Here is an 18,798-nt window from a genome sequence, read left to right as displayed (position 1 = left end):
TTTATTACCTCTGATTCATGCTTAATTATCAACCTTCAGTAACTAATAGCAAAACTACCGATCCGCGTTTTGAATTGATCGATGCTGCTCGTTATTTCTACCGTCAAGATTGGATGGTAGGAACGGCGGGAAATCTTTCTGCTCGTCTTCCTGATGATAGTTTTTGGATTACGGCAAGTGGGAAGGCAAAAGGAGAACTATCAACTAGCGATTTCGTGCGCGTTACCCTCACTGGTGAGATTTTAGAAAGAGCATCTGCTAATATTAAACCTTCGGCAGAAACGATAATTCATCAAGTAATTTATAGCTTGTTTCCAGCGGCTCAAGCTTGCTATCACGTTCACTCAATTGAAGCAAATTTAGTTTCTCATTTTACTGAGAAACTAAATTTGCTGCTACCACCCCTGGAAATGGTTAAAGGCTTGGGTGTATGGGAAGAAAACCCCCAGGTGGCAATTCCCATATTTGAAAATCACTTAGAAGTTCCTCAAATTGCCGCAGAAATTAGCGATCGCTTCAGTACTCAATTACCTCAAGTCCCGGCTTTGTTAATCCGCAATCATGGCGTGACTGTCTGGGCAGATTCCCTCACCTCAGCGCGTAATTATGTTGAGTTGATAGAATACATTTTTCGATACATGGTAGCAGCGCGGCAAGCTGGAATTTTTTGAAAATGGGAGGTCACGGGAACAATAGAGCGATCTTTTCTTCATAACTTATAACCTGAGTCTACTTTATAGGAGAAAGTCAATGCTATTGTTCAATCGCTGGCAGTCAAAAACTGCTTTTTTAATGGCGATGGGAATGACCGCAACAGCGTTTGTACCGCTTTTGATTTCTACTCCAGCGATCGCCAATTCCCCTTCTTTTGAAATTGCACAACTCTTTCCTGACTCTCGCGACGATGAGTATCGCGGATCTTCTGGTGGTATTGTCCCCAGAGGAACGATAATTCCAGTAACTTATGACAGAGGCAAAAAAATTATTGTCTCTCCAGAAGAAACAGCGGACATAACATTGACTGTGGCTGAAGATGTCGAGTCTGAAAGCGGTAGAATCGCAATTCCCGCTGGTAGTCGGATTGAAGGCGAACTCAGACCAACCGATCGCGGAACTCAATTTGTTGCGCAAAATTTAATTTTAGAAGGTCGCGATCGCGGTTATCCAATTGAAGCAACGTCGCGGGAGATTACCGACACGGAAATCATTGATGAAAAATCAAATCCCGATATCCTTAGAGGCGCGGTGATTGGGGCTGCTGCTGGTGCGGTTTTGGGTGAAATTTTTGGTGGAATCGATCTAGGTGAAGTCTTGGCTGGTGCGGGTGTAGGTGTATTGGGAGAAGTCTTATTGAGAGGTCGCAAGCAAAAAGAAGTTGAAGTTGTTGTCATCAGACCAGATACAGACTTAGATTTGAGATTAGAGGAAGATTTTGTTGCCTCACGTTCTGGAAATGATGATTACCGCGATTCTGATTATCGTCGCAACAGGGACTCTGATTATCGCAGGCGTGAAGATAATTAAACTTGTTGCTGTACGTTTTGGCAAAGGTGGGTTTAGCAAGATCTCGGTGTGAAAATAGAGACTTTGGGTGAACCCACCCCTACAGATCGTCATATAACAAAACTTTGTGGAATACCAAAGATGTTTTGACTTGGCTGTAGCCGCATTTTTGGTAGAAATGATGAGCTGCTGAACGGACAATATTAGATCGAACTAATATACTTTGACATCTGCGTATCTTTGCCCAGCTTTCAACTTGGTGGAGCAATTTTCTACCGATACCAGTACCGCGATCGCTTGGCGCTACAACTAAGCCGCCAATTTCAGCATGAAAATCTGTCAGCAGCGAGTGATAAGTGTAAGCGTGAATCCAAGCGATCGCTCGATCGTCTAAACCTGTGGCTACGTAGATAATATGATTGCTATCTGACAAAATTTGGTACAGGCGCTGCTCTATGGCAATAGTCGAAACAGGATAGCCGAGTTGGTCAGACAAAATCGCGATCGCCTCAACATCTTGCGTAGTAGCTGGGCGAATATGAACACCGCTACTATCAAGAGCAACTGACATGATGAAACTACTCTATCTGTACGCCTCATTGTAAATCTATACTACCGGAAACTCCAACAGCTAAAGCGATCGCGCTTAAAGAGACTGATGCCTGTAAAGTTGACAGAAACTAGGATGATATTCATCCTCCCAACGCCACCGACAAACAGAGAAATTGCGGCGATCGCCACTAATAATAAACTTACCCTACTTGTCACTTAAGCTACCATGTCTGGAGCTGACTTGTTTGCCATTCACGATCGAGTCTTTCGATCGTGTTTGTGGCTGAGAATACTAGTCACTTGAAATGCTGTACTCCGCATAATTTCTTTTTTAAAAGAAAATCGACAATACCTTGCTGACAGTATTACTGAATTTTTCCCAATCGACAAATCTTATCTATTAGAAGAGTATAGTAAACAAGCAGAGATGAACGTCAAATAGTGGTATTACCGCTATTCTAGTATTCACTCGGAGAGAAAAAGTGTTGAAAACTCTCAATAGCTTTATTTAGTCAAAATCAGCATGGAGATAAGCATGAAAAAGCAAGGTTTAATCTTATGGTTAACAGGACTTAGCGGTGCAGGCAAAACTACAATCGCTCAAGGGGTAGAGTACGCACTTAAGAAACGTAGTTGCTTAGTTGAAGTTTTAGATGGTGATATCATCAGAACAAAACTTTCAAAAGATTTGGGCTTTAGTAAAGAAGACCGTGAAACTAATATTCGTCGTATTGGATTTGTGGCTAATTTGCTCAGTCGTAATGGCGTAGTAGTGATTGTAGCTGCAATTAGTCCTTATCGAGCTGTCAGGAATGAACTACGGAGAACTACAGAAAACTTTATAGAGGTCTATGTAAATGCACCACTTAATGTTTGTGAAGTACGCGATGTCAAAGGACTTTATGCTATGGCACGAGCAGGAGAAATAAAATCTTTTACAGGAATTGACGATCTATATGAAGAACCTCTCAATCCAGATATTATTTGTTATACCTCACAAGAAAGTATCCAAGAAAGTATTGCTAGAGTGATTGCAGAACTAGAGAGGCTAGATTATGTTCCTCTCGAACCCCAACTAGAGTATTCCATCTAATACCTATTTCTCTTTCAAAAAGGACTCTCTACGGTATTAGCTTGGGCAACAAGGGATTATCTTACAACAACTGATTTAGCTCGATTCGAGTCAGTAGGCAAAAAGTTTAATTAGTTCACATGGTAATAGTTTTAGCTATTGATACCAATACTGTTTGTGCAGATAAAACACGATTGCTTGTTGAAAAAAAGCTTATTTTTCCGGAGAGTTAAAGCAGAAAAAAGACGATTTGTTCACCAATAATTACGATTTTAGTTTAAAAGTATAGCAGTGCTTTTGTCATATCATATAATCATGAAGCCTAAAGTTAAATATTTATTTTGTATCAATACAGGTCGTTCAGGCTCTCACTATTTACATGAGATTTTTAAGCATGTTGAAAATTGCCAAGTTTGGCACGAAGCCCAACCTATTGGTCATGGAAAAGTAATGAGAAATTACTTTTTTGGCAAACCTGAATTAATGCAGGAACTTACAGCTAAGAAAGTTGAGAAAATTCAACAAGTTAAAAAAGAGTCAGATTGTTATATAGAAACCAATCATTGTTTCATCAAAGGATTTGGATGGTTTCTTCCTAAGTATATTCCTCAAGAAGAGATAGGAGTTCTAATTCTTAGAAGAAATCCAGCTCAAATTGTCGATAGTTTGCTCCGAATTAACTGTAGTCCTCTCGCGATCGCGGGACAAACGTGGGTACTAACGCCAGATATCAAAAATTATTGTATTGAGCCACCAAACTGGCTTATTTCTCCCAAAGTAACTTACGAATTGTTCTGTTTATTAAAACGTCTTTTATTGAGCAAAAAATTATATAGTTTGTTGAATATTCAGTTTCGTCAAATTGAAAATTTGATTGACAAATATGAAAAAGAATGCTTGAGATGGTATGTAGATGAAACAAATGCCCTAAGTATATCTTATCAAGAAAAATTTCCAAATATAAAATATTTTCAAGTTGATGTAGAATCGCTTAATAATATTGAAAATATTAGAGAATTACTCAATTATTTTGGACTCTCTGAAAAAAGCACTATTGAAAAAGTAATCGGTAAGCCCACTAATTTAAAAAATCAGCATCTCGCCAAAAGCAGCTCGTGACGAGATAATTAGGGCGTGTTTGCAAACTAATACCAATTCTATTTATCTTTGCACTAAATCGGTCGCTCATAGCCCCCCTTAACAAGGGGGTTGGGGGATCTTCCGTGGCGCAGTCAGATCAAAATGGTATAAGGGAGCAGCGAGAAGCTTCCTGCCAATTAACACCTGTAGCAAACCAGTATAGTTCTGAGCGTAAGAATGCCCGAATTGTATTAATCTAAAGGGAATTGCGTTGCGCTCGACTTTTAGATTGAGAAGTATTGCTAACGCTTATAACTCAAGGGAAGAAGTTAGTAAAATTACCATAATTTGACTTCTACACTAAGATAGAATTCAACAAAAATCGTGTTGGTGAAATAATGTACATCAATAAAATTAAATCAAAAATTGAATAAACTAAAAGAGAAGCATCAGAGCGTAAAATTAAGAATTGTGTCTGCAACTTCTACAGGTTAACCATTAAGGAGCATAAACTTAAAGAACAATTTATTTGGTTTTACGTCATTAAGATGTAAAATCTCTAATTCGATAATTTAGGAGAAAGACTTTATATGTTCATTTCTAATTCCTGGCAAGCCAAAGTTGCGGCGGTGATGGCACTGGGAATGACTTCTGCCACAATAGTACCTGCGATCGCGGCGACTCCGGTTGCAGCACCCCAATCGAACTCTAGTAAACTCTTAATTGCGCAATCACCTCAGTCAATCGTACCAGTTGGTACGGTCATTCCGGTGCGATACAAAAAGTCAGATAGAGTGCTGGTTACACCTAAAGAATCAGTCAGACTGACGCTAACTACAGCAACCAGCGTCCGCTCGGAGCGCGGAAATGTCGTGATTCCCGCAGGTAGCCAAATTAACGGTAGACTCAGACCTGCTGATGGTGGTTCGCAATTCGTGGCTGAATCAGTCGTCATTGGTAGTCAAAAACGAAAATATCCGATTGAGGCAACATCAGCTGTAGTGAGAAGAAAGCAGACAATCGATCGCAAAACCAACCCCGACTTCGTTCGCGGTGCTGTTGTTGGCGCAGCAGTCGGAGCCGTAGCATCTGAAATTTTTGGAGATATCGATTTAGGTGCAATCTTAGGAGGCGCGGGAGCTGGAGTGTTGGGAGAAACGCTCCTTAGAGGTCGCAAGCGTAAAGAAGTGGAAGTGGTTGTCGTCAATCCCAACCGAGATTTAGACCTGACGCTAGATGAGGATTTTGTCTTGTCTCGAAATCGGTAATGGGAGTTATTAGTCGTAAGTCGTAACTTGTAAAGTTGACAAATGTTTGCGTTCTAGCGGGTGGAGATTTCCAGCTGCTAGAACGGATAGACCCTGTTCTGTAAGAGCTTGTGCCGTTTTATTCAAGGCATCAAACTTGTCCAGAAAATTCTGGGTGAGATGTTCCCAATCTCCAGAGGCAATAATCTCCTGCTTGTCACGGAAATAATCGAAAATATCCGATGGGTGCTGCCGCATCTGCTCAACTGCTGGATCGCCTCCCTCATGCTTGGCTGAAATATTCGGCACGCACGAAGCCAGCTCCATCAACTCGTCTCTGCGGTTATAAGGCTGTCGCACGATGCCTTTCCAAGTTTCAGTGATGTGATGCTCGAAGCGAACCTGCTGCTCGAAGTCCAAAGCCTGGCGAAACTGGCTGGTAATTTCAATCGTTTTGTTATTGACCGAGTTACTCCAATTGAATCCAATTAATGGAGAGCTACCATCATCTCTGGAAAATAACTTTGCTCCAAGTAAAGTCCACAAAGCTGCGTAGGGATTGTCGTTGCCCATAAATACAGAGATCTTGAACTCGATATCAACGCCGAGACGATGAAGGAGATAGCCTAGTAGCACTGTCCCAGGATTGAGATTGAGAACTTGGCGAATCCCGTAGTTAGTGTAGTAGTACAAGTATTCGTTCAGCCATTGCAAAGCGCGATCGTTGGGCTGTCCAACACCACCAAAGTAACCCGCGATCGTTTCCGCTCCGCCGAGATGGACGTTCGAGCCATCAGTTCCCTTGGTATCGAGAGTGACGACGAAACTCGCGCCAATAATTTGCATAGCTGCGGCAATGGCGGGCAAGTCACCATCGGTTTCTTGTTCCTTCATCTGGCGGACTTGAATGAAACGTCCCGGCATGAGGGATTGTTGGGCGATCGCTCGTCGAGCTGCGGCAATTATCCAAGGAAAATATTGACAGGCACTAATTTCTAGCGTCACTGCATATTTGTCGTCAAAAGTCAAACTCTTTGCCTTGTTTCCTATTACATTCTGTCGATAATCGGCAATGCTGACAAATGCCCCCTCATCTGCTTGCTGTTGCAGCCATTGTAGATCGGTTAAATATTCGGGTCGAGTTTGACGAACGCGCTCTAGCAATGCGGTCAGAGACGCAGCTTGTTTTGCCTTAGCATTAATCTCTTCTGGAGTCCCATATTTAGACACGACATTGAGGAAATTGGCGATCGCCTCCATATTTGGCTCGACTAGAATATCGTTAATCGCTTCTAGCCTTGCCGTTGGAATTTTTAGTCTTTCTCGCAGGTTCTCGATCATAGTAATTTTCCTCTTCAATAGGCAGAAGGCAGCAGTCAAAAGTCAAAAGTCAAAAGTCAGAAGTCAAAAGTCAAAACACTAACATAGATTTGCAGGGTGAGATTTGAAAACAAATCCTACTGGAACTAGTAACTGGTAACTGGTAACTGGTAACTGGTCACTGTTAAACAACCCCATACTTTTTCCCCACGCGAGCAAACGCCTCTACACATTGCTCTAATTGTTCTTGCGTGTGAGTGGCGGAAACTTGAACCCGAATTCGGGCATGACCTTGGGGAACTACAGGATAGCTAAAACTAATGACATAAATCCCCTCATCGAGCAGATCTCGCGCCATAGCTTGTGCGAGTTTCGCGTCGTACAGCATAATTGGTACGATCGGGTGAATCCCAGGTTTAATTTCAAAACCGCGATCGCCGATGGAAGTCCGAAAGTAGCTGGCATTCTCCAGCAGTCTTTCGCGTAATTCTGAGGTTTGGTTGAGTAAATCCAATACTTTAATACTGGTGTAGGCGATCGCTGGAGCAAGGGTGTTGGAAAATAAATAGGGGCGCGATCGCTGCCTCAGCAAGTCGATAATGACTTTACGACCGGATGTAAAACCTCCAGAAGCTCCACCCAGGGCTTTTCCTAACGTACTGGTGATGATATCTGTACGACCTATGACACCACGATGTTCGATCGAGCCGCGTCCTGTTGCTCCCAAAATCCCAGTAGCATGACTATCATCTACCATGACCAGCGCATCATACTGTTCGGCTAAATTGCAGATTTGGTCTAGCTTAGCGATATCGCCATCCATGCTGAAGACCCCATCCGTGGCAATTAAGCGGATTTTCAGCGATTGGGTAGCTCGCAGCGTTTGCTCTAATTCTTCCATATTGCTATGGGCAAACCGATAGCGTTTAGCTTTACACAGCCGAATTCCGTCAATAATACTAGCGTGGTTGAGTGCATCGCTAATGACCGCACACTCTTCATCAAGTAGTGTTTCAAATAGTCCGGCATTGGCATCAAAACAGGAACCGTACAGAATAGTATCTTCAGTACCGAGAAATGCAGAAATCTTTGCTTCCAGCTCTTTATGTATGGTTTGCGTGCCACAGATAAAGCGCACCGATGACAAGCCAAAACCATATTTAGCAATTCCTTCCTGGGCTGCGGCAATAATGTCAGGATGGTTAGCTAATCCCAGGTAATTATTAGCACAGAAGTTCAGTACCGTCCGACCATCTTGAAGTTGGATTTTAGCATCTTGAGGGGATGCGATCGCTCGTTCTTCTTTGCGCAGACCGGATTGATGAATTTCATCGAGCAGGGATTGAAAAACAGAAGCCGCCGTTGTGGTCAACATGGCTACATCACCAAATTTTGGGAGTCGGGAGTCGGGAGTCGGGAATAAGTGGTGCGTAGTGCGTGGTGCGATCGGAGATAGGGTACGGGGTGTGGGGTGTAGAGTTTGTAGTACTTTCTCCCTCAGCTCCCTCAGCCTCCTCAGCTCCCTCAGCCCTCTTCCTTGCTCCCTGCTCCCTTTTTAATGACTCCAGCTTCGCCAACATATCGCTGACGATCGCAGATAAGTCATAGGTATGGTGCCAACCCCAATCGGCTCGTGCTTTAGAGTCGTCAACTGTACAAACCCAAGAATCCGCGATCGCTTGCCGGAAATCGGGTTTGTATTCGCAGGCAAACTCAGGTAAGTGCTTTTGGATTTCAGCTACGAGTTCTGCTACCGAGAAGCTGACTGCTGCCACATTGTAGCTAGTACGGACTTTGATGGCTGATAAATCTGCTTCCATCAGTTCCAGAATAGCTCTGACCGCATCTGCTGCGTACATCATGGGCAAGCGAGTCTCTGGGCGAAGGAAACAGGTGTAAGTTCTCTGCTGGAGGGCAGCATAGAAGATTTCTACGGCAAAGTCCGTTGTCCCGCCTCCTGGTGGAGCATTGTAGCTAATAATGCCTGGTAATCGCAAAGAACGCACGTCCACGCCAAACCGTTGCGCGTAGTACTGACAAAGTAGTTCGCCCGTCACCTTTGTAATTCCATACATCGTAGATGGATCTGTCACGGTCATCTGAGGCGTGTCTAACTTCGGCGTGTGCGCTCCAAATACGGCAATAGAACTAGGATAAAAGACTTTGAGTCGCTCTGATTTGGCTACTTCCAAAACATTTTTTAGCCCGTTAATATTAATGTCCCAACAGCGATCGGGTTCCCGTTCGCCTTTGGCTGAGAGTAGTCCTGCTAAGTGGTAGATTGTATCGATTTGATGCCGTTTGACAATTTTTTCCAACCGCCGACCGTCTGTGACATCCAGCACTTTATAAGGAAATAACTTGCTTTCCTCTGAGCGTGGCGATCGCCCGCTTTCCATGACGTGTGTTGTCCCATAGCGTCTTTGTAGGGCAACAACAAGGTCGCTTCCCAGTTGACCTCTAGAGCCAGTGACTAAAATATTGTTCATCATATGACAGTTACCAGTGGTAATTGGTAATTGGTAATTGGTAATTGGTAATTGGTAATTGGTAATTGGTTGTTGGTGAGAAAGTGGTGCGTGGTGCGCTCAGGAGCAGGGTGTGGTGCGTGGTACGTGAAAAGAGAGCTGAGGAGGCTGAGGGAGATACTGGTCACTGGTCACTGGTCACTGGTCACTGGTCACTGCTCCCGACTCCCGACTCTGGTGGAAATAATCCAGGACAAGTCAGTACGAAAACATCTCTCACCCCTAGTTCAGATGTAGTTGCTTTGACAGGCGAGGTGTAGTGGAAGTATTGACTATCTCTAAAGACTAAAAATTCGCCAGGATTGAGAATTTTGCTAAAAGTGGGACGACCATCTTTTTCTGGATAAAGGTGCGTTTCTCCCCCTTCAATTCCGGTTCTATTCACAGAGAAAATGCCAACGAGTTCGACTCCATCGCGATGAATTCCTTCAGGCGCAGGATTGCCGAGTTGCTGAGAAGAAGCTGTGGTTCTAATTTGATGCACTGCAACTTCGTTGAAGTTAGTACAAAGCTGGCAAAACTGGAAAAATTCCCACACAATTTTTTGAAAATCTACTGACGCAACTAGGCGATCGTCAAGTTCTGGATACTCTCTAACTACATCTCCCAAAATTGGGTTATATACTTTCGATTGAAATAGCTGTCTGTGGGGTAACTTTATCAGGCGATCGCCAGCTATTTGAAAGTGAGAAAGGTTTCTAAAGCGATAGTTGCCTGCTAAATATGGATCGGCTGGCAAGAAGTCGAAAAATGGTTTTAATTGCTCTAGCTTAACAGCGTTCACCATTTCTAAAACATAGCTGGCTAGACAATTGAATTCTTGTGGTTTTGATAAATTCAGCATAGTAAACTTCCTCACGTTCAATTGAGGATAGCAGTATTATTCAAACTGCTACATCTAAATTTAGTAGTTAGCATTGGGTTATGCCATACCAAATTCTGCTACCGATAGCAGCAAAAATTAACAATAAATTTATAGATTTATAATGTAAACTCGATCTAGTATTTTCATTCCTTTATAGGAGCCTCATCAATAGATATAGAACAGAGTATGTGTCAGCAAAGAGGCTCTATAAAATAGGACTTAAGGTTTCATTCTATTGTTAGAGAAGACACCTAGCGTTCGATCGAGTCTCCTGATTTAATTGTAGTTATATTTTTCGGCTATTGTCGATCCCTATAACTTTTGGCTGATATCTGTTATTCTTACTAACTCTTTTTTTAATAAAAATTCATACAAGAATGTCAGTTATAGCTGTTCTAAATGATTTGTAAAGTAGGCTTCTAGCTGCCGCAGGCTAGAAGCCTGCTCCATCATGAATCAAATAGGATTGCTATATCAGTTGTCAGTTGTCATTTGGAAAATAAATTAATATGAATTTTGCCGAACGAATGAGCCGCCTGGGGACGGAATCTGCTTTTGAAGTCCTTGCCAAAGCACAACGATTGGAAGCTCAAGGACGTAACATAATTCATTTAGAAATCGGACAGCCAGACTTCCAGACACCGATGAATATCTGTCAGGCTGCATTTCAAGCCATGAAAGACGGCTACACTGGCTATGCTCCAGCCGCTGGATTACCTCAGTTGCGACAGGCGATCGCTCAATATGTGACACACACAAGAGGCGTTGAGGTGCATCCCGATGAAGTAGTAGTGACACCAGGAGCCAAACCGATAATTTTTTTCACAATTCTAGCGCTGGTAGATACAGGCGATGAGGTGATATATCCCAACCCAGGGTTTCCTGTTTACGAATCAGTCATTAACTTTGTAGGTGGCAAGGCAATTCCCCTAGCTTTGCGCGAAGAGGTTGGCTTTCGCTTTCGGATTGAGGATTTAGAGCAAGCAATTTCTCCCCGCACGCGACTATTAATTCTCAATTCTCCCCAAAATCCTACTGGAGGCGTACTGCAACTTGAAGATTTAGAGGCGATCGCCAATTTAGCAGAACGACATAATTTTTATATCCTCTCGGACGAAATCTACTCGCGCATCCTTTACGAACAAACACACCACAGCATTATGAGTTTGCCTGGAATGAAAGAGCGGACGATTCTGCTAGATGGTTACTCCAAAACTTACGCGATGACAGGGTGGCGCTTGGGTTATGGTGTGGCTCCCCAACTATTAGCTCAAAAGCTGGAGCAATTGACGATCAATTCTAATTCCTGCACCTGTTCGTTTACTCAAATTGCTGGGATTGAAGCACTGACAGGAACGCAAGAGTTTGTGGAACAAATGGTGGACGAATTCAGACAGCGAAGAGATTTTATTGTCGATGGTTTGAATGCGATCGCGGGTATTGAGTGCGTTAAACCTACAGGAGCATTCTATGTATTTCCTAATGTCAAACAACTTCCCCTTAGTTGTGATGCATTAGCAGATTACTTACTAGCAGAAGCCGGAGTTGCCGTACTTTCTGGTTCTGCTTTTGGCAGATTTGGTGAGGGATATTTAAGGTTATCCTACGCTAACTCATTGGCAAATATTCGCGAAGCGCTCGACCGCATTCAAACTGCGATCGCTCAGCTCAAATGAGGCGGAGAACAGTTGGAATTGCATATGATATGCTAACTTGAAAATGCCAACGTAATAAGACTAAAATGTCATGGAAGACGAAATTAAAGATGCTGAATTAACAAAACGCCTTCAAGACAAAGATATTAACAAGTTTAAAGCTACTACGGAACGGCAACCGATCGATAAAATAACTCCTGCAACGAAAAAAATTTGGCAACGAGGCGATCGCGCTATTGCTACTGGATCGGGTGGTGCATTGCTAGGGGGAATAGTTGCTCAGTTACCAGGAGCCGTTGCTGGAGCAATATTTGGTGCTTTATACGGTTTGTTCGTAGTACCAAAAGAAACAAGTCGTGCTGAAAACTAGATGGATCGCTCTACGTTATTAATCTGGGCAGGACTAACTGCTGTAGTCGTTGTAATAGTAGTGTTGGTTCGCTGGAGGCGTAAGCAGCAATTCGATCTAGAGCTAGCAGAATTCATCGGCTTAATTCTAGCTGTGTTAGGTGGAATTTCTAGCTGCCAGCTGTTGTACAAAGCTTTCACGTTACAGGCTTTGAAAGATTTGCTAGGGTCTGATATTGTCACGCTGATTATTGGGGCGATCGCGATAATTTGGGTATCCGTGAAAGAAGTGTGGAAAGCTTTACTCTAGTTTTAACGAATTTCTCAAACTGCTATCGGTTAAAGAAAGATAGACTGCTAGCTACTACATCGGATGTATACAATTGAAGTGGATGCATGGTAATTTCTGACTTCTGAGTTCACCCTGTTGTCAAAAAACATTTGGGGAGAATCAGGATGAAAAACATTGCAGGAACCTTCAAGGGCGCTGGTGGATTAAGCCTTTATTACCAAAGCTGGCATCCCCAAGAGCGATCGCGGGCTGTGGTCGCGATCGTACATGGTTTGGGAGCGCATAGCGGTCTGTTTCTACCTGCTGTAGAGTACTTAGTGTCTCTAGGTTATGCAGTCTATGCCTTTGATTTACGAGGTCACGGACACTCGCCAGGACAAAGGGGACATATTAATAGATGGACTGAATTTCGAGAAGATTTAAGCGCCTTTTTGCAGCAAATTTGGCAGCAAGAACCGAATTGCCCTTGTTTTGTCTGGGGACATAGTTTAGGAGGTGCGATTGTTTTGGATTATGCTTTGCGATCGCCGCAGGGATTGCGGGGTGCGATCGTCACTGCACCAGCCTTGGGGAAAGTTGGAGTTTCGCGCCTCAAACTAGCGATCGGGCGAGTCTTTTCCCGCGTCTATCCACGCTTGAGTCTTAAGGTTGGCTTGAATCATCATGCTAGTTCGCGCAATCCGAATGTTATTTCTGCTTATAGTCAAGACCCCTTACGTCACGAATACGGTAGTGCCAGACTTGCAACAGAATTCTTTGCTGCCGTGGATTGGATTGAAAATCATGCCTCTGAGCTGCAAATTCCTTTACTGCTGCTACATGGCAGTGCAGACCAAGTGACTCATCCTGAAAGTAGTTGGCTGTTCTGCGAACGGGTCACTTATCCCGACAAGAAATGCTACGAGTATCCTGGCAGTTATCACGATCTTTATGCCGATACGAATTATCAAGAAGTACTTGTAGACATTGGTAACTGGTTGGAGCAGCATTTGCAGGAAATTGATGACAGTCAAGCAGCATAAGGTATGAGAGTGGTGTCTGGAAGAATTAAATAATGTTACCAAAATTTTCTTTATTGCTATAAATTAACAACGGATAGTGAAGTATGTGTTTGACTCTCTTATAGTGAATTCAGAGGCTAGCAACTAAGTGGTTAGTAAGCAAAAATTCCTGTTGCTTAGCTTGATTTGTTACTAAAGATAGATAAAATAGCAACTTTGTTAAGCGATAAGCTAAACTGAGATCGAGGCAATTCTTGTAGCATATCGTTCGATCCCTGAAGGGTTAGATATGGCAGTCTAACATCTTCAGTTAGGTATGTTGCGGCTGATTCAGATTAATTGAAAAGGAGAAACAGGGGAATATTTAACTCAGGTGTGAGAAGCTAGCATCCAAAACAAACACTGCATCTGTCTCTGTTTTCTAAAAACAAAACTAAATCAAAAACTATCGGCTACTCGATCGCAAATATTATTAGCGATCGCAGCAGTGAGTTTCAGTAAGTGTAGGGTGGGCGATGCCCATCTTACTGTAAAAGCTAATTCATAAAAAAAACAGAAAAACTTTATCGAGGGGAAGAGATTTCAGCTCTTCTTGGCGAAAATGTTGTGGTCTAACAAAATTTACACAGCTCCTCCCAACTCTGGGAATGTGTTGTTGGGACGCACATTGCCTTCATTATTAGATGAAGCCTGCGATCGCGCTCCCAATTTCCATGCTTTAAATTGGTGGACGGAACAAGGTTGGCAGTCCTTATCCGAGCGAGCCTTTCGGACTGCGGCTGAAGAAGTAGCACTCGGTTTGTCGAACTTAGGGTTAGAGAAGGGCGATCGCGTTGCCCTCCTGATGCAGAGCGATGTTAACTTTTGCATAGTTGACATGGGCTGCTTGCTAGCTCAACTGATTGACGTACCGATCGATCTCACCCAAACGCTGGAAAATATTGTTTTTATTACGCAACACAGCGAAGCCAAAGGACTAATTGTTTCTAACCTCGACTTACTCGACCACATCATACCTTACTTAAGCAGCACGCCCGATCTACAAATCGCGATCGTCGCCGATGTTCCCCTCGATTGGCAAGGACAATCCAAGCACCCTCAATCGCTTCAAATCTTTTCTCTAGCAGAGATACGGCAGCGAGGACAAGCTCAGATGTCAGATGAGAGGCAACAACAGCTACGCGCATCGCTAACAGCCAACGACTTAGCCACCATCATTTATATCCCTGGAGCCACTGGTAAGCCTCAAGGAGTGATGCTGACTCACGAAAATCTTTCTGCTAATGCCCTAGCAATGTTTAGTGGAATTCCCGATTTAGAACTGGGTGCAAAGGAGGTCGTACTTTCATTTTTACCCTTAACTCATGTTTTTGCCCGTGTCTTTTTCTACGGTCACATGAATTACGGGCATAGCGTTTACTTCACCACTCCTAACCGAGTGATGAAACATCTTAAAGAGGTACAACCAACGATCTTTGCTACCGTGCCTCTGTTGCTGGAAAAAATTTATCAGCGAATTTTAGAAACAGGTAGTCAGACTCCACAACCAGAGACAGCGAAGAGTGTCAAATACGACTTGCTGCCCCGCTTTCGGACTTTCGCCGCGCAGATGTTTCAGAAGAAACAAGAAACTCCCCAGCAAAAATTCCGTTTATCCTCTCTGCGATGGTTGCCTCCAACTCAATTCAAGTTACCGCATTGGCAAGCCTCTCTCACTGCTTGGAAATCGTTACAAACAGAACAAACTCAACGTCTCGTCGATTGGGCGATCGCCCTTGCTCAACAGTACGAACTGGGACGGTCACCGAGCGGCAAATACGACTGGATGCTGAAACTAGCAGATCGGTTAGTGTTTTCTAGATGGCGCTCGGTGTTTGGCGGTCATCTCAAATACGCGATCTGCGGTGGTGCAGCTTTGAAAGCCGAGATTGCTAACCTGTTTGCCGCTGCTAGAGTCACGATTCTACAAGGCTATGGTTTGACAGAGACGAGTTCGGCAGTTGCCTGCAATCGGGGTAGCTTCAACCGAGCTGGAACAGTAGGAGTGCCTTTGCCTGGAATAGAAATCGCGATCGCCTCTGATGGTGAAATTTTAGTCAGGGGACCTTACGTGACGCAAGGCTACTATAAAAACCCCGAAGCTACCCAGCAGGCGATCGACTCTGAGGGTTGGTTTCATACAGGCGACATAGGAGAGTTTACTGCCGATGGTTTTCTGAAAATCGTTGGATTAAAGAAAAGTCACTTCAAGCTTTCAACAGGTAAATACGTCACGCCACAGCCATTAGAACACAAGTTAGAACAATCTCCTCTGGTAGCAAAAGCCGTTGCAGTGGGGGCAGAACGTAAATTCTGTGCGATGCTAATTTTTCCCGATTTCAATAACCTGCGCCAACAAGCTCAACTCTTGGAACTCGACCTACCAGATGCAGAATTATTGAACCATCCTTGTATTCTCGCCCTTTACCAGGCTTTAGTAGATGAAGCTAACTGCCATTTGCCTTACTGGTCTTTAGTTAAACGCTTTCAGCTCATCAACGCTACACTCAGCGTCGAGAACGGAATGCTGACCCCCAGTGGAGAAGTAAAACGCGCCAGGATCGCTGAAATGTTTGCTCAAGAAATTAATACTTTATATGGTCAAGAAGATTCCAAACGACGAGAGACACAGCGTCACGAACAACTCAACCTATGTCCCCCCGTACCTTCATCCACCTGCCCTGCGTATGCTCAATCCTTAAGCCAGGGAGTAGAGAGAATTCGGAATTCGGAATTCGGAATTCGGAATTAATCGATCGCACACTACGCATCACTTCATTACCAATTACCACTGATAACTGATAACTGAGGTTTTAAAATTATGTTTAAGCCGTTCCGAACCGCCGCCGTTCTTGGTGCGGGAGTGATGGGAAGCCAGATTGCCGCTCACCTCGCCAATGCAGGTTTAACCGTACATTTATTAGATCTCGCTGGCAAGGGGAGCAATAAAAACGAATTAGTTGAAACATCATTTAAAAAAGCCCTGAAGCTATCTCCACCTATATTTTTTACAGAAAAGACAGCCCGTCGCGTCATTGTGGGAAATTTTGACGAGCATTTTGACTCAGTTGCCGCTGTCGATTGGGTCATTGAAGCAGTGGTAGAAAATCTAGATATTAAGCAAAAGCTGATGGAACGCCTAGAGAGCGTAATTCGCTCGGATACAATCGTATCCACCAATACGAGCGGTTTACCAATCGACGCGATCGCCCAAGGACGTTCTGAATCCTTTCGTCAAAGGTTTTTGGGAACTCATTTTTTCAATCCGCCCCGCTATCTCAAATTACTCGAAATCATTCCGACAGCTGATACCGATCCGCAAGTACTAGAAAGAATGAAGTGGTTCGGAGAGCTACATTTAGGTAAAGGGGTCGTAGTCGCAAAGGATACTCCTAACTTTATTGCTAACCGAATTGGGATGTATGTCACAATGCTCGGTTTGCAGGCGTTAACGCAGGGATACACGATTGAGGAAATCGATACTCTAACGGGAACAATTGCAGGTAGACCAAAATCAGCCACATTCCGCACGGCGGATTTAGTCGGACTAGATACGTTGATGTATGTCGCCAGCAATCTCTATCCAGCTATTCCCCATGATGAAAGCAGAGAAGTCTTCCGCGTGCCGGAACTATTACGCAAACTCGTAGAGACGGGGACGCTAGGAGCGAAAACGGGTCAAGGCTTTTACAAAAAGCAAGACCGACAAATTCTGTCATTAAATCCAGAAACACTCGCTTACGAACCAGCTAAACCTCTAAATTTGGGTGATATTGAGGCAATTGGTAAGATTCCCGATTTAGGCGATCGCCTGCGGGCATTGTATCGCGATCGCAGTCGTGCGGGTGCTTTCTTCCGCGAGTCTATCCTTAAAACATTAAGTTATGCTGCCTGCCGCATTCCCGAAATTGCCGACAGTCCTACCGACATTGACAAAGCAATGCGATGGGGCTTTGGCTGGGAACTCGGTCCTTTTGAAATTTGGGATGTATTGGGATTTGAAACCGTGCTGGCAGATATGAAAGCTGCGGGAATGACCGTGCCGGAATGGGCAGAAGTCAAAAGTCAAAAGTCAAAAGTCAAAAGTGAAAATTTGATTTTCGACTCCCGACTCCCGCTAATATGGCAAAATCCCGAAGCAGCATTGCTAGACATGGGCGATGGGGTGGTTTTGTATGAGTTTCGCTCGAAGGGTAATACTTTGAGTTTGCAAGTGGTTGACGGTTTGACTGAGGTGTTGGATCTGCTAGAGAACGATTATCGAGGATTGGTCATTGGCAACAGCAGCGCTCATTTCTCAGGTGGGGCAAATCTGGCGGAAATGGCAATGATGGCGCAGTCGGGATTAGGGGCGATCGCCGATCTGATTGTCAAATTTCAAACTCTGCTACAACGAATTCATTACTTCCCCAAACCAATTGTTGCAGCAATTCAGGGGCGCGTGTTGGGTGGTGGCTGCGAGTTAGTCATGGCGTGTCCGCAAGTCGTGGCAGCAGCAGAAACTTATATTGGCTTGGTGGAACTGAGTGTAGGTTTAATTCCTGGGGCTGGTGGCATTATGCGATCGGTGACTTGGGCAGCCGATCGCGCTGCCACAGAAGCACCCCATCACATCCAACCATTCCTGCGGCGAGTGTTTGAAACAATTGGCATGGCGAAAGTCTCCAATAGTGCTGCGGAAGCCCAAGAACTAGGATTTCTACCACCGACAGCCAGAATTTTAATGAATGGCGATCGCCGTTTAGAAGTTGCCAAAGAAGAAGTCTTATGTAGCGATCGCGCAGGTTACGCCCCACCCCCCGAACGCAACGCCATTATGGTGCTAGGTCGTCCGGGGAGAGCAATGTTGGATTATGCTGCCGATACTCTTTACCGAGGCGGCTTCATCAGCGAATACGATCGCTATTTAGCCAACCGTTTAGCCTACGTCATGGCTGGCGGGGAACTTTCCGCACCTGCTTTAGTTGATGAAAACTACTTACTGCAATTAGAACGGGAAGCATTTTTACCCCTACTCAGCCAGCCCAAAACCCAAGAGCGGATTGCTCACACGTTGAAGCATAAAAAGCCGCTACGGAATTGAGGACAAGGGGGACAAGGGGGACAAGGGGGACAAGGGGGACAAGGGAGATAAGGGGGACAAGGGAGATAAGGGGGACAAGGGAGAATTCAAAATTCACGCATTCACACCCTACACCCCACACCCCACACCCTACACCCCTTCTTCACGCACCACTTTCTTATCAACTACCCATTACCTATTACCCATTACCAATTACCAACTACCAACTACCAA

At 44.2% G+C, this 18,798-nt stretch carries 18 protein-coding genes; 11 read left to right on the top strand and 7 right to left on the bottom strand.

Translation table 11 applies throughout. The features are described 5' to 3' along the window. The first annotated feature begins 17 nt into the window (after positions 1-17). A complete protein-coding gene (mtnB, locus tag M5J74_RS15300) occupies positions 18-671 on the top strand; it encodes a methylthioribulose 1-phosphate dehydratase (protein WP_106216374.1) in 654 nt (217 codons plus the stop codon). A gap of 79 nt (positions 672-750) precedes the next feature. Continuing rightward, positions 751-1,524 (top strand): hypothetical protein, encoded by a 774-nt coding sequence (locus tag M5J74_RS15295; RefSeq protein ID WP_015154942.1) that lies wholly within the window; start codon positions 751-753, stop codon positions 1,522-1,524. Between the two features lie 79 nt (positions 1,525-1,603). Here M5J74_RS15295 and M5J74_RS15290 read toward each other — a convergent pair whose 3' ends face one another. Next, positions 1,604-2,074 (bottom strand): GNAT family N-acetyltransferase, encoded by a 471-nt coding sequence (locus M5J74_RS15290; RefSeq protein WP_015154941.1) that lies wholly within the window; start codon positions 2,072-2,074, stop codon positions 1,604-1,606. 41 nt (positions 2,075-2,115) lie between these two features. Then, entirely contained in the window at positions 2,116-2,271 is a 156-nt protein-coding gene (locus M5J74_RS15285; protein ID WP_158631884.1) for a hypothetical protein, read from the bottom strand. Positions 2,272-2,590: 319 nt separating this feature from the next. On the opposite strand from M5J74_RS15285, the gene cysC reads away from it, so the two are divergent. From cysC to M5J74_RS15270, 3 genes are all read left to right on the top strand, one after another. Further along, positions 2,591-3,148 carry an adenylyl-sulfate kinase gene (gene cysC, locus M5J74_RS15280; protein ID WP_015154940.1) on the top strand — a complete coding sequence of 186 codons (558 nt, stop codon included), beginning with the start codon at positions 2,591-2,593 and terminating at the stop codon, positions 3,146-3,148. A 294-nt stretch (positions 3,149-3,442) separates the two neighbouring features. Beyond that, a complete protein-coding gene (locus M5J74_RS15275) occupies positions 3,443-4,246 on the top strand; it encodes a hypothetical protein (protein ID WP_250012224.1) in 804 nt (267 codons plus the stop codon). A 551-nt stretch (positions 4,247-4,797) separates the two neighbouring features. Then, on the top strand, positions 4,798-5,475 hold the full coding sequence (locus M5J74_RS15270; protein ID WP_015154938.1) for a hypothetical protein: 678 nt from the start codon (positions 4,798-4,800) through the stop codon (positions 5,473-5,475). A 9-nt stretch (positions 5,476-5,484) separates the two neighbouring features. Here the strand turns inward: M5J74_RS15270 and M5J74_RS15265 are convergent, their stop codons facing one another. From M5J74_RS15265 to M5J74_RS15245, 5 genes are all read right to left on the bottom strand, one after another. Further along, entirely contained in the window at positions 5,485-6,795 is a 1,311-nt protein-coding gene (locus M5J74_RS15265; protein ID WP_250012212.1) for a hypothetical protein, read from the bottom strand. Positions 6,796-6,958: 163 nt separating this feature from the next. Next, entirely contained in the window at positions 6,959-8,149 is a 1,191-nt protein-coding gene (gene kbl, locus M5J74_RS15260; protein ID WP_250012210.1) for a glycine C-acetyltransferase, read from the bottom strand. A gap of 7 nt (positions 8,150-8,156) precedes the next feature. Continuing rightward, the gene (locus M5J74_RS15255) at positions 8,157-9,266 is read right to left on the bottom strand and encodes an NAD-dependent epimerase/dehydratase family protein (protein ID WP_106168414.1); all 1,110 of its coding nucleotides are present in this window, start codon (positions 9,264-9,266) and stop codon (positions 8,157-8,159) included. After that, positions 9,263-9,430, bottom strand: a complete 168-nt coding sequence (locus M5J74_RS15250) for a hypothetical protein (protein ID WP_250012207.1) — start codon at positions 9,428-9,430, stop codon at positions 9,263-9,265. The genes M5J74_RS15255 and M5J74_RS15250 overlap by 4 nt, the downstream gene beginning before the upstream one ends. Positions 9,431-9,447: 17 nt before the next feature. Then, positions 9,448-10,146 carry a 2OG-Fe dioxygenase family protein gene (locus tag M5J74_RS15245; protein WP_250012205.1) on the bottom strand — a complete coding sequence of 233 codons (699 nt, stop codon included), beginning with the start codon at positions 10,144-10,146 and terminating at the stop codon, positions 9,448-9,450. 530 nt (positions 10,147-10,676) lie between these two features. Between M5J74_RS15245 and M5J74_RS15240 the strand changes: the two genes are divergently transcribed. From M5J74_RS15240 to M5J74_RS15215, 6 genes are all read left to right on the top strand, one after another. After that, positions 10,677-11,843 carry a pyridoxal phosphate-dependent aminotransferase gene (locus M5J74_RS15240; protein WP_106216369.1) on the top strand — a complete coding sequence of 389 codons (1,167 nt, stop codon included), beginning with the start codon at positions 10,677-10,679 and terminating at the stop codon, positions 11,841-11,843. A 70-nt stretch (positions 11,844-11,913) separates the two neighbouring features. Further along, positions 11,914-12,192 carry a hypothetical protein gene (locus M5J74_RS15235; RefSeq protein WP_015154932.1) on the top strand — a complete coding sequence of 93 codons (279 nt, stop codon included), beginning with the start codon at positions 11,914-11,916 and terminating at the stop codon, positions 12,190-12,192. Then, positions 12,193-12,480, top strand: a complete 288-nt coding sequence (locus M5J74_RS15230) for a hypothetical protein (RefSeq protein ID WP_015154931.1) — start codon at positions 12,193-12,195, stop codon at positions 12,478-12,480. 146 nt (positions 12,481-12,626) lie between these two features. Then, positions 12,627-13,484, top strand: coding sequence for an alpha/beta hydrolase (locus tag M5J74_RS15225; RefSeq protein WP_015154930.1), 858 nt, complete (start codon positions 12,627-12,629; stop codon positions 13,482-13,484). A gap of 580 nt (positions 13,485-14,064) precedes the next feature. Next, positions 14,065-16,254: a long-chain fatty acid--CoA ligase gene (locus tag M5J74_RS15220; RefSeq protein ID WP_250012203.1), complete on the top strand. Its 2,190-nt coding sequence runs from the start codon at positions 14,065-14,067 to the stop codon at positions 16,252-16,254. A gap of 69 nt (positions 16,255-16,323) precedes the next feature. After that, positions 16,324-18,585: a 3-hydroxyacyl-CoA dehydrogenase/enoyl-CoA hydratase family protein gene (locus tag M5J74_RS15215; protein WP_106216367.1), complete on the top strand. Its 2,262-nt coding sequence runs from the start codon at positions 16,324-16,326 to the stop codon at positions 18,583-18,585. Positions 18,586-18,798 lie beyond the last annotated feature (213 nt).

It is taken from the genome of Chroococcidiopsis sp. CCNUC1 (genome assembly GCF_023546805.1).
GTDB classification, from domain to species: domain Bacteria; phylum Cyanobacteriota; class Cyanobacteriia; order Cyanobacteriales; family Chroococcidiopsidaceae; genus Chroococcidiopsis; species Chroococcidiopsis thermalis.
The sequence above is the reverse complement of the archived record's forward strand: the minus strand, read 5'-3'. Positions and strand labels throughout refer to the sequence as shown.

Coding starts and splice junctions, on each gene's coding strand:
- M5J74_RS15240 (WP_106216369.1), top strand. CDS start 10,677: ATGAATTTTGCCGAACGAATGAGCCGCCTGGGGACGGAATCTGCTTTT.
- M5J74_RS15275 (WP_250012224.1), top strand. CDS start 3,443: ATGAAGCCTAAAGTTAAATATTTATTTTGTATCAATACAGGTCGTTCA.
- M5J74_RS15295 (WP_015154942.1), top strand. CDS start 751: ATGCTATTGTTCAATCGCTGGCAGTCAAAAACTGCTTTTTTAATGGCG.
- M5J74_RS15235 (WP_015154932.1), top strand. CDS start 11,914: ATGGAAGACGAAATTAAAGATGCTGAATTAACAAAACGCCTTCAAGAC.
- cysC (WP_015154940.1), top strand. CDS start 2,591: ATGAAAAAGCAAGGTTTAATCTTATGGTTAACAGGACTTAGCGGTGCA.
- M5J74_RS15270 (WP_015154938.1), top strand. CDS start 4,798: ATGTTCATTTCTAATTCCTGGCAAGCCAAAGTTGCGGCGGTGATGGCA.
- M5J74_RS15230 (WP_015154931.1), top strand. CDS start 12,193: ATGGATCGCTCTACGTTATTAATCTGGGCAGGACTAACTGCTGTAGTC.
- M5J74_RS15265 (WP_250012212.1), bottom strand. CDS start 6,795: ATGATCGAGAACCTGCGAGAAAGACTAAAAATTCCAACGGCAAGGCTA.
- M5J74_RS15225 (WP_015154930.1), top strand. CDS start 12,627: ATGAAAAACATTGCAGGAACCTTCAAGGGCGCTGGTGGATTAAGCCTT.
- kbl (WP_250012210.1), bottom strand. CDS start 8,149: ATGTTGACCACAACGGCGGCTTCTGTTTTTCAATCCCTGCTCGATGAA.
- M5J74_RS15245 (WP_250012205.1), bottom strand. CDS start 10,146: ATGCTGAATTTATCAAAACCACAAGAATTCAATTGTCTAGCCAGCTAT.
- M5J74_RS15255 (WP_106168414.1), bottom strand. CDS start 9,266: ATGATGAACAATATTTTAGTCACTGGCTCTAGAGGTCAACTGGGAAGC.
- M5J74_RS15220 (WP_250012203.1), top strand. CDS start 14,065: ATGTTGTGGTCTAACAAAATTTACACAGCTCCTCCCAACTCTGGGAAT.
- M5J74_RS15290 (WP_015154941.1), bottom strand. CDS start 2,074: ATGTCAGTTGCTCTTGATAGTAGCGGTGTTCATATTCGCCCAGCTACT.
- mtnB (WP_106216374.1), top strand. CDS start 18: ATGCTTAATTATCAACCTTCAGTAACTAATAGCAAAACTACCGATCCG.
- M5J74_RS15215 (WP_106216367.1), top strand. CDS start 16,324: ATGTTTAAGCCGTTCCGAACCGCCGCCGTTCTTGGTGCGGGAGTGATG.